General features: G+C 78.0%; 1 protein-coding gene and 1 pseudogene (1 of these 2 only partly in view). Both read left to right on the top strand.

Annotated features, from left to right (window positions below):
• Nucleotides 1–5,832, top strand: the 3' portion of a protein-coding gene (locus ACFWP2_RS35840) for a type I polyketide synthase (RefSeq protein ID WP_380459601.1). Its footprint begins 4,086 nt before the window's first position; only the last 5,832 of its 9,918 coding nucleotides appear in the window; its start codon lies off the left edge, out of view; the stop codon is at nucleotides 5,830–5,832.
• Nucleotides 5,829–14,840: pseudogene (locus tag ACFWP2_RS35835) on the top strand (type I polyketide synthase); the annotation flags it as partial. The gene ACFWP2_RS35840 and the pseudogene ACFWP2_RS35835, both read left to right, overlap by 4 nt.

Here is a 14,840-nt window from a genome sequence, read left to right as displayed (position 1 = left end):
ATCGCCGCCGTGCTCGGCCACGCCGACGCCCGGGCGATCGGCACCGACCAGCGCTTCCAGGAGCTCGGGCTCGACTCGCTCACCGCCGTCCAGCTGCGCAACCGGCTCGGCGCGGCGACCGGGCTGCGGCTCACCGCGACCCTGGTGTTCGACCACCCCACCCCCCGGGCCGTCGTCGACCACGTCCTCGCCCTCACCGGCGCGGCGGCCGGCGAGGGCGCCGACACCCCGTCGGGGCCCGCCGGCGACCCCGCCGAACCGCTCGCGATCGTCGCGATGGCCTGCCGCTTCCCCGGCGACGTCCGCTCCCCGGAGCAGCTCTGGGAGGTCCTGGAGACCGGGGCGGACGTCATCGGCGACTTCCCCACCGACCGCGGCTGGGACTTCGCCGGCCTCTACCACCCCGACCCCGACCGGCCCGGCACCACCTACGCCCGCCAGGGCGGCTTCATCGACACCGTCGCCGACTTCGACGCCGCCTTCTTCGGGATCTCCCCGCGCGAGGCCCTCGCCATGGACCCGCAGCAGCGCCTGCTGCTGGAGACCTCCTGGGAGGCCTTCGAGCGGGGCGGCATCGACCCGGTGGCCACCGCCGCCGGCGGCCCGGTCGGCGTCTTCGTCGGCACCAACGGCCAGGACTACCCCCGGGTGCTGGCCACCGGCAAGGAGGACCTGGAGGGGTACATCGGGACGGGCAACACCGCCAGCGTGCTGTCCGGGCGCCTGGCGTACGCCTTCGGCTTCGGCGGGCCGGCGGTCACCGTCGACACCGCCTGCTCCTCCTCCCTGGTGGCGCTGCACTGGGCCGGCCAGGCGCTGCGGCGCGGGGACTGCGACCTGGCGCTGGTGGGCGGCGTCACCCTGATGACCAGTCCGCTGCTGTTCACCGAGTTCAACCGGCAGCGGGTGCTCTCCCCCAGCGGCCGATGCCGCTCCTTCTCCGCCGACGCGGACGGCACCAGCTGGAGCGAGGGCGTGGCCGTCCTGCTGGTGGAGCGGCTGTCCGACGCCCGGCGCAAGGGCCACCGGGTGCTGGCCGTGGTGCGCGGCTCCGCCATCAACTCCGACGGCGCCAGCAACGGCCTGACCGCGCCCAACGGCCCGGCCCAGGAGCGGGTGATCCGCCGCGCCCTCGCGGACGCCGGTCTGACCCCCGACGACGTGGACGCGGTGGAGGCCCACGGCACCGGCACCCGGCTCGGCGACCCGATCGAGGCCCAGGCGCTGCTCGCCACGTACGGCGCCCGGCGTCCGGCCGAACGGCCGCTGCTGCTGGGCTCGCTCAAGTCCAACCTCGGCCACACCCAGGCCGCTTCGGGCCTGGCGGGCATCATCAAGCTGGTCGAGGCGCTGCGGCACGAACGGCTGCCGAAGACCCTGCACCTGACCGAGCCGACCCCGCACGTCGACTGGTCGAGCGGGGCGGTGCGGCTGCTCGACGAGGCCCACGCGTGGCCGCGCACCGCCCGCCCCCGGCGCGGCGGGGTGTCCTCCTTCGGGATCAGCGGTACCAACGCGCACGTCGTCATCGAGGAACCGCCGACCGTCGAGCCGCAGGCCGTCGAACCCCCGACCGTCGAGCCCCCGGCCGTCAAGCCGCAGGCCCCGCCCGCCGCGCCGGACCACCGGGTGGTGCCCTGGACGCTGTCCGCCCGCAGCCCGGAGGCGCTGCGCGACCAGGCGCTGCGGCTGGCCGAGCACCTGACGGCGCACCCCGAGGCCGGCCCGCTGGACGTGGCCTGGTCGCTCGCCACCACCCGCGCCGCCCTGCGGCACCGCGCCGTCGTCCTGGCCGAGGACCGTCCGCGCGCGCTGGCCGCGCTCACCGCGCTGCACGAGGACCGGGACACCGCCGGGGTGGTGCGCGGGCAGGCCGGCGACGGGCCTCGGACGGCGTTCCTGTTCGCCGGCCAGGGCAGCCAGTCCGTCGGCATGGGGCGCGAGCTGCACCAGGGGTACCCGGTCTTCGCCGACGCCTTCGACACGGTCTGCGCCGCCCTCGAACCGCACCTGGACCCGGCGGCGGAGCGCCCGCTGCGCGAGGTCGTCCTCGCCGGACCGGGGGACGAGCGGGCGCAGGAGCTGATCGACCGGACGGAGTACGCCCAGCCCGCGCTGTTCGCCTTCGAGGTGGCGCTGTTCCGGCTGCTGGAGTCCTGGGGCGTCGTCCCGGACCAGCTGGCCGGGCACTCGGTCGGGGAGCTCGCGGCCGCACACGTGGCGGGCGTGCTCTCGCTCGCCGACGCGGCCGAACTGGTCGCCGCCCGGGGCCGGTTGATGCAGGCGCTGCCGGCCGGCGGCGCGATGGCCGCGGTCGAGGCGGCGCCCTCCGAGCTCGCCGACCTGCTCTCGGGCCGGGGCGGCGTGGTCGCGGTCGCCGCGGTCAACGGCCCGCGGGCGAGCGTCCTGTCCGGCGAGCGCGCGGCGGTGGCCGAGGTGGTCGAGGTGCTGCGCGGACGCGGGAGCCGGGTGTCCTGGCTGCGGGTCAGCCACGCCTTCCACTCCCCGCTGATGGACCCGATGCTCGCCGAGTTCGAGCGGGTCGCGCGGAAGCTGACCTACCGCGCCCCGCACCTCCCGCTGGTCTCCGCCCTCACCGGGCGGCCGGTGACCGCCGAGGCACCGGCCTCGGCTGACCACTGGGTCCGCCACGTCCGGGACGCCGTGCTCTTCCACGACGCCGTGCTCGGGCTGGCCGAGGCGGGCGCCGAGCTGTTCGTCGAGGTGGGGCCGCAGGGCGCGCTCAGCCCGATGGCCGCCGAGAGCCTGGCCGGGCGCGGCGCCGTCGTCCCGGCGCAGCGCCGCGACCGGCCGCAGGAGGCCGCGCTGCTGCTCGCCGCCGCCGAACTGCACGTCCAGGGCCTCCCGTTGGACTGGCGGGCGGTGTTCGCCGGGCGCGGGGCACGCACGGTGGAGCTGCCGACGTACGCCTTCCAGCGCACCCGCTACTGGCCGCAGCGCGGCTTCGCCCCCCGGCGCGGTCCGCGCGGCGGCGGGCACCCGGTGCTCGACGCCCTGGTGCGACTGGGCGACAGCGACCGCCTGGTGGGCACCGGCCGGCTCTCCGCGGAGACCGCGCCCTGGCTCGCCGAGCACCGCCTGTTCGACGCCACCGTGGTGCCCGGCACCCTCTACGTCGAGCTGGCGGCGCAGGCCGCCGAGGCCGCCGGCTGCCCGCAGGTGCGGGAGCTGACCCTGCACGCGCCACTCGTCCTCGGCGCCGAGGAGGAGGCCGAACTCCAGCTGCTGGTCGAGGAGTCCGACCCCTCCGACACCGCCGGCGGCCGCGCCCTGCGGCTCTACGCCCGCCCGTACGACGCCACCGGCACGGCGCCGTGGACCCTGCACGCGAGCGGCGTCCTGGCCGCCGACGATCCGGCCCCGGCCGGCCACGATCTGCGCGCCTGGCCGCCCGCCGGCACCGAACCCGTCCCGGTGGACGGCCTGTACGAGGCCTTCGCCGCCCAGGGGGTGGCCTACGGCCCGCTGTTCCGGGGCGTGCGCGCCGCCTGGCGCGACGGCGACACGCTGTTCGCCGAGGTGGCGCTGCCGGACGGCGCCGACCCGCAGGCCTTCGCCCTGCACCCGGCGCTGTGGGACGCCGCCCAGCACCCGGCCGCGATGGACGGCCTGGGCTCCGGCTCGGGGGCGGCGGTGCCGTTCTCCTGGTCGGGCGTGCGGGTGCACGCCACCGGGTCCACCCGGCTCCGGGTGCGGCTCGCGCCGGCCGGGCCGGAGGCCGTCACCATGGCGATCGCCGACGACCGGGGCGAGCCGGTGGTGGACGTCGAACGGCTGGCCGCCCGGCGGGCGGACGCGCGGGACCTCGACGCCCGGCAGGCCGACGCGGCGGGGGCGCTGTACCGGATCGACTGGGTGCCGGGCTCGTCCGCCGCCGCCGGGGAGCCGGTCACGCTCCGCTGGCTCGGTGACGGCGCCGCGCCGGCGCCGCTCGCCGGCCTCGCCGCCGACGCGAACGCCGGGGACGCCGGGAACACCGGGGACGCCGCGAACGCCGGGGACGCCGAGGTCACCCTCGTCCCGGTCACGGCCGACGGCGCCACCGGCCCGGCCGCCACCCTGGCGGCGGTGGAGCGGGCGCTCGCCACGGTGCGTTCCTGGCTGGCCGACGGCGGCTCCGCCCGGGGCCGGCTGGCCCTGCTCACCCGGAACGCCGCCGCCTGCACGCCGGCCGGGGCGCCCGCCTCGCCGGAGCGGCCCACCTCGCCGGAGTCGCCCGTCGATCCGGCGCAGTCCGCCGTCTGGGGCCTGGTCCGCGCCGCCCAGGCGGAGTACCCCGACCGGATCGTGCTGGCGGACCTCGACGACGAGGACGCCTCCTGGCATGCCCTGCCCGCCGCCCTGGCCACCGGCGAGGCCCAACTGGCCCTGCGGGACGGCACCCTGCTCCTCCCCCGGCTCGCCAGGGTGGACGCCCAGGCCGAGTCCGCCGGGCTGGATCCGGAGGGCACCGTGCTGATCACCGGCGGCACCGGATCGCTGGGCGCGCTGCTCGCCCGCCACCTCGTCACCAGCCACGGCGTGCGCCACCTGCTGCTCACCAGCCGCAGCGGCCCCCACGCCCCCGGCGCCGAACAACTCGCCACCGACCTGCGCGCCACCGGCGCCCACGTCACCGTCACCGCCTGCGACACCGGCGACCGCGATGCCCTGGCCGCCCTGCTCGCCGCCGTCCCCACCGACCACCCGCTGACCGCCGTCGTCCACGCCGCCGGCGTCCTCGACGACGCCACCCTCACCACCCTCACCCCCGAACACCTCCACCGCACCCTCCGCCCCAAGGCCGACGGCGCCTGGCACCTCCACGAACTGACGAAGCGTCAGAATCTGGCCGCCTTCGTCCTGTTCTCCTCCGCGTCCGGGGTCATCGGCTCCGCCGGACAGGGCGCCTACGCCTCCGCCAACGGCTTCCTGGACGGCCTCGCCCAGCACCGGGCCGCCGCCGGACTGCCCGCCCTGTCGCTGGCCTGGGGCCTGTGGGACCAGACCGGCGACGGAATGGCCGGCGGCCTGACCGAGGCCGAACGCGGCCGCATCGTCCGCTCCGGGTTCGGGGCGATCGCCTCCGACACCGGCCTGGCCCTGTTCGACGCCGCCCTCGAGCGGCCCGAACCCCTGCTCGTCCCTGCCCGGTTCGACCTGCCGCTGCTCCAGCCCCGCGCCGGCGACCCGGACTTCCCGCCGGTCCTGCGCGGTCTGGTGCGCCCCACCCGGGCCCGTACCGCCGCCTCCGGCACCCCCGCCGGCGCCCCCGCCCGGCAGACCGCCGCCTCGCTCGCCGAGCGGCTGCTCCCGCTGGACGACGCCGAGCGGGAGAGCCTGCTGCTCGACCTCGTGCTCACCCAGACCGCGACGGTGCTCGGCCACAGCTCGCCCCGCGCCGTCGCCCCGGACCGGCCGTTCACCGAATCCGGGCTGGACTCGCTGGCCGCCGTGGAGATCCGCGGCCGGCTCGACGCCGCCACCGGCGTGCGCCTGCCCGCCACCGCAGTCTTCGACCACCCGACGCCCGCCGGGCTCGCCGCGCACCTCAGGGACGTCCTCGTCCCCGCCGCGCCGAGCCCCGCCGAGGCCGCCCTCGCGGACCTCGACCGGCTGCGCGAGTCGGTCCCGGGCCTCGCCGGGGACCCGGAGGCCGCCGAGCAGGTCCGGCTGCGCCTCAAGGCCCTGCTCGCCGCCATGGAGCAGGCCACCGCCGACCGGGCCGCGACCGCACCCGGCGAGGACCCGGACGAGGACGGTGGCGACCTCGACGCCGCCGGCATCGACGAACTGCTCGCCATCATCGACGACGAACTGGGGGACGCCTGATGACGGGCACCGACGAGAAGGTCCTGGACTCGCTCAAGCGGCTCACCGCCGAACTGCGGCAGACCCGCAGGAAGCTGCGCGAGAACGAGGAGGCGGCCCACGAGCCCATCGCCGTCATCGGCATGGCCTGCCGCTACCCGGGCGGCGTCCGCACACCCGACGAGCTCTGGCAGCTCGTCGCCCAGGGCCGGGACGCCGTCTCCGCCTTCCCCACCGACCGCGACTGGGACCTCGACGCCCTGCGCGGACCGGACGACGCGGCCGGCACCAGCACCGCGCACGCGGGCGGATTCCTCTACGACGTCGCCGACTTCGACCCGGCGCCGTTCGGCATCAGCCCGCGCGAGGCGACGGCCATGGACCCCCAGCAGCGCCTCCTGCTGGAGACCTCCTGGGAGGTCTTCGAGCACGCCGGCATCGACCCGGCCTCCCTGCGCGGCAGCCGGACCGGCGTCTACGCCGGGATCATGTACCACGACTACGCGGCCCGGCTGCGCGAGCTGCCCGAGGACGTCATGGGCTACCTCGGCACCGGCACCTCGGGCAGCATCGCCTCCGGCCGGGTCGCCTACACCTTCGGCCTGGAGGGCCCGGCCGTCACCATCGACACCGCCTGCTCCTCCTCCCTGGTCGCCCTGCACCTGGCCGCCCAGGCGCTGCGGAACGGCGACTGCTCGCTCGCGCTGGCCGGCGGCGCCACCGTGATGGCCTCCCCCCTGCCGTTCGTCGACTTCAGCCGCCAGGAGGGCCTGTCCTCGGACGGCCGCTGCAAGTCCTTCGCGGCCGCGGCCGACGGCACCGGCTGGGCCGAGGGCGTCGGCATGCTCCTGCTGGAGCGGCTCTCCGACGCCCGCGCCAACGGCCACCCCGTGCTCGCCGTGGTGCGCGGCACCGCCGTCAACCAGGACGGCGCCAGCAACGGCCTCACCGCCCCCAACGGCCCCGCCCAGCGGCGGGTGATACGCCAGGCCCTCGCCGACGCCGGCCTCACCCCCGCCGACGTGGACGCCGTCGAGGCCCACGGCACCGGCACCCGCCTCGGCGACCCGATCGAGGCCCAGGCCCTGCTCGCCACCTACGGACAGGGCCGCGCCGCCGACCGCCCGCTGCGGCTCGGCTCGCTCAAGTCCAACCTGGGCCACACCCAGGCCGCCGCCGGCGTCGGCGGCGTGATCAAGATGATCCAGGCGATGCGGCACGGCGAACTGCCCCGCACCCTGCACGTCGACGAACCCACCCCGCACGTCGACTGGTCCGCCGGGGCCGTGGAACTGCTCACCGAGCCGCAGCCGTGGCCGCGCCGCGAGACCCCGCGCCGCGCCGGGGTCTCCTCCTTCGGCTTCAGCGGCACCAACGCCCACGCCGTCATCGAGGAGCCGCCGCCCGCACCCGAGCAGCAGCCGTCGGCAGCCGACGCCCCGTCCGCCGACGGCCTCCCCACCCCCGGGACGGCCACGGCGCCCACCGCCCTGTGGACGCTGAGCGCCGCCACCGAACCCGCGCTGCGCGCCCAGGCCGGCCGGCTCGCCGCCCACCTGCGCCGCGACCCCGCCCCGGGCCCGACCGACGTCGGCCACGCCCTGCTCACCACCCGCACCGCGCTGGACCACCGCGCCGTCCTGGTCGGCCGCGAGCGGGACCCGCTGCTGCACGACCTGGACGCCTTCGCCGCCGGACGTCCCACCGCCGGCGTGCTGCACGAGCGGGCCGGCACCGGCGCCCTGGCCGTCATGTTCACCGGCGGGGGAAGCCAACGCCCGGGCATGGGAAGGGAGTTGTACGCGGCCTTCCCGGCCTTCGCGGAGGCCTTCGACGCCGTCTGCGCCGAACTGGACCGGCACCTGCCGGCCCCGCTGCGCCCGGCGGTCTTCGACGCCCCCACCGGCGGCCCCTCACCGCTCGCCGGCCAGGCGTACGCCCAGCCCGCGCTGTTCGCCGTCGAGGTGGCGCTGTTCCGGCTGTTCGCCTCCTGGGGCGTACGGCCCGACCACGTCCTCGGCCACTCCGGCGGCGAACTCGCGGCCGCCCACGTCGCGGGCGTCCTCGACCTGCCGGACGCCGCCGCCCTGGTCGCCGCCCGCGGCCGGCTCACCCAGGCGCTGGCCCCGGGCGGGGCGATGGTCGCGGTCGCCGCCTCGGAGGAGGAGGTCCGCCCGCTGCTGACCGACGGCGCCGAGATCGCCGCGGTCAACAGCCCGGACGCGGTGGTCCTCTCCGGCGACGAGCAGCCCGTCCTCGCCCTCGCCGCGCACTTCACCGCCCTCGGCCGCAAGACGCGCCGGCTGAACGTCAGTTACGCCTCCCACTCGGCCCGGGTGGACCCGATGCTGGCCGAGTTCCGGCAGATCGCCGCCGGTCTGGAGCCGCGGCCGCCCCGGATCGGCTTCGTCTCCACCGTCACCGGCGAGCCCGCCACCGGGGCGGAGCTCTGCACCCCCGAGTACTGGGTGCGCAACGCGCGCCGGCCCGTCCGGTTCGCCGACGCCGTCCGGCACCTGGAGGCCCAGGGCACCCGCACCTTCCTCGAACTCGGCCCGGAGGCCGCCCTCACGCCCATGGCGGAGGCCTGCTTCACCGAGGCCGGCTCCGCCGCCGTCCCCGCCCAGCGCGCGGACCGCGACCAGGCCGTCGAGGTCACCACCGCCCTCGGCCGGCTGCACGCGCGCGGCACCGCCGTCGACCGGGCGGCGTACCACCGGGGCGGCGGCGCCCGCCGGGTCGACCTGCCGACCTACGCCTTCCAGCGGGAGCGGCACTGGCTGGAGGCCCCGGCCGGGAACCGGCTCGACGTCACCCCGGCCGGGCTCGGCTTCCCCGACCACCCGCTGCTCGGCGCCAGCATCGTCGTCGCCGACTCCGAGGAGTTCCTGTTCACCGGCCGGCTGGACCTGCGGACCCAGCCGTGGCTGGCCGACCACACCGTCGGCGACACCGTCCTGCTGCCCGGCACCGCCTTCGTCGAACTCGCCCTGCGGGCCGGCGAACAGGCGGACTGCGACCACCTCGACGAACTCACCCTCACCGCGCCGCTGGTCGTCCCGGCGCAGGGCGCGGTGACCCTGCAGATCCGCCTCGCCGCGCCCGACCGGGCCGGCCGCCGCGCGGTCGAGGTGTACGCCCGCGAGGAGGACGCCCTGCCCGGGCGGCCCTGGACCAGGCACGCCTCCGGGTCGGTGTCGGCCGGCTCCCCGTCCGCCCGCTCCCCGCTCACCGCCTGGCCCCCGGCCGGCGCCGAAGCCGTCGACCCGGACGGCCTGTACCGGCGCCTCGCCGCCGAGGGGCTGCGCTACGGCCCGGCCTTCCAGGGGCTGCGGGCCGCCTGGCGGCGCGACGGAGAGCTGTTCGCCGAGGTCGTCCTGGACGCCGAGCAGGACGGCGCGGCCGCCGCGTACGGGCTGCACCCCGCCCTGCTCGACGCCGCGCTGCACGCCCTCGGCCTCGGCACGCTCCCCGGCGCCCCCGAGAGCGCGAGCCTGCCCTTCGACTGGCGCGGCGTCGCCCTGCACGGCGTCGGCGCCACCACCCTGCGGGTCCGGCTCACCCCCGCCGGGCCGGGCGCGGTGGCCCTGGAGGCCGACGACGCCTCCGGCCGGCCCGTCCTCACCGTGGAGTCGCTGCTGCTGCGGCCCGCCGGCCGGCTCGCCGCCACCGGGGGCGCCGCGCGCGAACCGCTGCTCCACCTGATCTGGACCGATCCGCAGCCGCACGCCCTCGCGGCGCCGGGCCGGACCGGGCTGCTCACCGACGCCCTCGGCTCCACCGCGCCGCCGCCCGACACCCTGGTGCTCCCGCTCCTCGACGCCCCGGCCGCGCACCGGCCCGACCGGGCGGCGGCCGAGTCCACCGCCCGGACCCTCGGCCTCGTGCAGGCCTGGCTCGCCGACGACCGGTTCGCCGACACCCGCCTCGCCGTCGTCACCAGCGGTGCGGTGGCCGTCGGGCCGCAGGAGGACGTCCACGACCTGCCGCGCGCCGCCGACCGGGGCCTGCTGCGCTCCGCCCAGTCGGAGCACCCGGGCCGGATCGTCCTCGTGGACACCGACGCACCGGAGGACTGGCCCGCGGACCTCGCCCGGGCGCTCGGCCCCCAGGAGCCGAGCGTCGCCCTGCGCCAGGGCCGACTGCTGATCCCCCGGCTGGCACCCGCCCCCGCCGCCTCCCTCTCCCCCGACCGGCCCGCGCCCGGGCTGGATCCGGAGGGCACCGTACTGATCACCGGCGGCACCGGATCGCTGGGCGCGCTGCTCGCCCGCCACCTCGTCACCACCCACGGCGTGCGCCACCTGCTGCTCACCAGCCGCAGCGGCCCCCACGCCCCCGGCGCCGCCGACCTCACCGCCGAACTCACCGCGCTCGGCGCCCACGTCAGCGTCACCGCCTGCGACACCGGCGACCGCGACGCCCTGGCCGCCCTGCTCGCCACCGTCCCCACCGAGCACCCGCTGACCGCCGTCGTCCACGCCGCCGGCGTCCTCGACGACGCCACCCTCACCGGCCTCACCCCCGAACGCCTCGACGCCGTCCTCCGCCCCAAGGCCGACGGTGCCTGGCACCTCCATGAACTGACGAAACGTCAGAACCTCGCCGCCTTCGTCCTGTTCTCCTCCGCCGCCGGCCTCCTCGGCGCCCCCGGCCAGGCCAACTACGCCGCCGCCAACGGCTTCCTGGACGCTCTCGCCCAGCACCGGGCCGCCGCCGGACTGCCCGCCCTGTCGCTGACCTGGGGCCTGTGGGAGGGCGCCTCCGGCATGGTCGCGGGCGTCGACGACGCCTCCCGGCGCCGGCTCGCCGCCCTCGGCATGCGGCCGATCCCCGCCGCCGAGGGCCTGGCCCTGTTCGACGCCGCCCTCGCCGGCACCGAGCCGCTGGCCGCGCCGCTCCACCTGGACCCGCACGGCCTCGACGGCGACACGGTGCCGCCGCTGCTGCGCGCCCTGGCCCGCCCCCGGCACCGGCGGCGCCGCGCGGCCTCCTCGGCGCGCCCGGCCCCGACCGGCCTCGCCCAGCGGCTCGCCGCCCTCCCCGCGGCCGAACGGCTGCGCGAACTGACCGAGCTGGTCCGCGCCGAGACCGCCGCCGTCCTCGGCTACCGGACCCCGCAGGACGTCCCCGACGACCGCGCGTTCTCCGAGCTCGGCTTCGACTCGCTCGCAGCCGTCGACCTGCGCAACCGGCTCGGCGCGGCCACCGACCTGCGGCTGCCGACCACCACCGTGTTCGACCACCCCACCCCCGGCGCCCTCGCCGTACGGCTGCGCGACCTGCTCCTCGGCGCCACCGACCAGGCCGCCGACCAGACCGCCGCCGGGGCCACCGGCACCGCCGCCCGCCTCGACGCCCGCCTCGCCGACGAGCCGATCGCGATCGTCGGCATGGCCTGCCGCTACCCCGGCGGGGTGAGCACCCCCGAAGAGCTGTGGGAACTCGTCCTGGCCAACCGGGACGCCACCGGCGACATGCCCCGCGACCGCGGCTGGGACATCGACGGGCTGTACCACCCCGAACCCGGCCGGCGCGGCTCCTTCTACACCCGCCGCGGCGGCTTCCTGGCCGACGTCGCCGACTTCGACGCCGGGTTCTTCGGCATCAGCCCGCGCGAGGCCCTCGCCATGGACCCGCAGCAGCGGCTGCTGCTCGAAGTCTCCTGGGAGGTGTTCGAGCGGGCCGGCCTGGACCCCCTGGCGATGCGCGGCAGCGACACCGGGGTCTTCACCGGCGTGATGTACCACGACTACGGCTCCTGGGCGCAGCGCACCCCCGAGGACGTCGAGGGCTACCTCGGCGCCGGGACCGCCGGCAGCGTCGCCTCCGGCCGGGTCGCCTACACCCTGGGCCTCGAAGGGCCCGCGGTGACCGTGGACACCGCCTGCTCCTCCTCGCTGGTCGCCCTGCACCTGGCCGCCCAGGCGCTGCGGGCCGGCGAGTGCTCGCTCGCGCTGGCCGGCGGCGCCACCGTGATGGCGACGCCCGGTCCCTTCGTCGAGTTCAGCCGCCAGCGCGGTCTCGCTCCGGACGGGCGGTGCAAGTCCTTCGCCGCCGGCGCCGACGGCACCGGCTGGGCCGAGGGCGTCGCCGTGCTGCTGGTCGAGCGGCTCTCCGACGCCCGCCGCAACGGCCACCCCGTGCTCGCCGTGGTGCGCGGCACCGCCGTCAACCAGGACGGCGCCAGCAACGGCCTCACCGCCCCCAGCGGCCCCGCCCAGCAGCGGGTGATCCGCCGGGCGCTCGCCGTCGCCGGACTGACGGCGGGCCAGGTCGACGCGGTCGAGGCGCACGGCACCGGCACCGTCCTGGGCGACCCGATCGAGGCCCAGGCCCTGCTCGACACGTACGGCCGCGAGCACACCGCGGACCGGCCGCTGTGGCTCGGCTCGCTCAAGTCCAACCTCGGCCACACCCAGGCCGCCGCCGGGGTCGGCGGCGTGATCAAGATGGTCCAGGCGATGCGGCACGGCGTCCTGCCGCGCACCCTGCACGTCGACGAACCCACCCCGCACGTGGACTGGTCCGCCGGCGGGATGCGGCTGCTGACCGAGCCCACCCCCTGGCCCGCCACCGGCGAGCCCCGCCGGGCCGGGGTCTCCTCCTTCGGCATCAGCGGCACCAACGCCCACGCCGTCCTGGAACAGGCCCCGGACGACGCCGCCTCCGCCACCGAGCCGGCTCCGGCTTCGGCTCCGGCTTCGGCCGGCACCCCCGCGTCCGCGCCGTGGCTGCTGTCCGCCCGCACCCCGCAGGCCCTGCGCGGCCAGGCCGGGCGCCTGCTCGACCACCTCCGCGCCCACCCCGACACCCCCGACGCCGACCTCGCCCTCAGCCTGGCCACCACCCGGGCCGCCCTCCCGCACCGCGCGGCCGTCCTCGGCGCCGACCGGGCGGACCGCCTGGCCGCCCTGGCGCGACTCGCCGAGGACGGCACCGCGCCCGGCACCCCGACCGGGCGGGCCGGCGGCGGACGGGTGGCCTTCCTGTTCAGCGGCCAGGGCAGCCAGCGGCCCGCCATGGGCCGTGAACTCGCCGCCGCCGACACCGAGTTCGCCGCCGTCCTGGACGAGGTCTGCGCGGTCTTCGACCCCCTGCTCGACCGGCCGCTGGGCGAGCTCCTCGCCGCCGAGCCCGGCACGGAGGACGCCGCCCTCCTGGACCGGACCGAGTACACCCAGCCGGCCCTGTTCGCCGTCCAGGTGGCCCTGCTGCGGCGCCTCGCCGCCTGGGGCGTACGGCCGGACGTGCTGTCCGGGCACTCCATCGGCGAACTCGCGGCCGCCCACGCGGCGGGCGTCCTCGACCTGCCGGACGCCGCCGCCCTGGTCGCGGCGCGCGGCCGGCTGATGCAGGCGCTGCCGGACGGCGGGGCGATGGCCGCGGTCGACGCCCCGGAGGAGGAGGTCCTGCCGCTGCTCACCGACCGGATCGCCCTCGCCGCCGTCAACGGCCCGTCCTCGGTCGCGCTGTCCGGCGACGCCGACGCGCTGGAGGAGCTGCTCGCCCGGCTGGCCGCCGCCGGTCACCGCACCAGGCCGCTGCGGGTGAGCCACGCCTTCCACTCCCCGCGGATGGACGGCATGCTCGACGCGTTCCGGCGGGTCGCCGAGGACCTCACCTTCCGGGAGCCCGCGCTGCCCGTCGTCTCCGGCGCGACCGGCCGGGCCGCGACCGCCGCCGAGCTGTGCTCGCCCGAGTACTGGGTGCGCCAACTCCGGGAGCCGGTCCGGTTCCTGGACGCCGTCCGGCGCCTGGAGGCCGACGGTGCGACCACCTTCGTCGAGCTCGGCCCCGGCGCCACGCTCACCGCCCTGGTCCGGGACTGCCTGACCGATCGGGAGCGCGCCTCGGTCCCGCTGCTGCGCCCCGGCACGCCGGAGCCGCAGGCCCTCACCACGGCCGTCGCCGACCTGCACGTCCGGGGCGTCGCCGTCGACTGGACGGCCGTCCACGCCGGTTCGGGCGCCCGCCGGGTCGAGTTGCCGACCTACGCCTTCCAGCGCCTGCGGTACTGGCTGCCGGCCGGCCCCGCGCGGGGCGACGACCGGCACCACCCGCTGCTCTCCGCCGCCATCGCCGCCCCCGGCCTCGACGGCACGGTGTTCACCGGCACGCTGGACGCCCACGCCCTGCCGTGGCTGGCCGAGCACCGGATCGGCGGCACGGCGGTCCTGCCCGGCTCCGCCTTCGTCGAGCTGGCCCTGCGCGCGGGCGGCGAACTCGGCTGCCCCGCCGTCGAGGAGCTGGTGGTCCAGGCCCCGCTCGCGGTGCCCGACGGCGGCACGGTGCCGCTGCGGCTCTCCGTCCGGCCGCCGGACGAGACCGGCCGGCGCGCCTTCAGCCTCTTCGCCCGCACCCCCGACGCCGACGCGGCCGACACCGGTACGGCCGCCGACGAGCGGTGGACCCCGCACGCCACCGGCACCCTGGCCCCCGCCGACCCGGCGGCGCCGGCGGAACCGACGGCCCCGGCCGGCCGGGACACCCCCTGGCCGCCCGCCGGCGCGCAGCCCGTCGACCTCACCGACCTGCTCACCGACCTGTACGGGCGCCCCGCCGAGGCCGGGCTGTCGTACGGCCCGAGCTTCCAGGGCCTGCGCGCCGCCTGGCGCTCCGGCGACGAGCTCTTCGCCGAGGTCGCGCTGCCCGACACCACCTCCACCGTCACCCCCGACCCCTTCGCCCTCCACCCGGCCCTGCACGACGCGGCCCTCCAGGCCCTCGGCCTGCCCCGGGACGGCGCGGCCGCACCGGCCGTCCTGCCCTTCTCCTGGCGCGGCGTCCGGCTGCACCGCACCGGCGCCCGGGCCCTGCGGGTCCGGCTGACCCCGGACGGCGACACGGTGGCCGTCGAGCTGACCGACCCGACCGGCGCCCCGGTCGCCTCCGTCGAGGCCCTGACCCTCCGCCCGGTCGCCGCTTCGGGCCCCGCCCCGGGCCCCGTCCGGAATCCCGCCCCCGACCGCGCCCTGCAACGCCTCGCCTGGGAACCGCTCACCGCCACCCCCGCCGCCCCCGGCACC

This window comes from Kitasatospora sp. NPDC058444 (assembly GCF_042721415.1).
GTDB lineage: Bacteria > Actinomycetota > Actinomycetes > Streptomycetales > Streptomycetaceae > Kitasatospora.
Note: the sequence above shows the minus strand (reverse complement) of the source record. Positions and strands in the feature narration are given on the sequence as shown.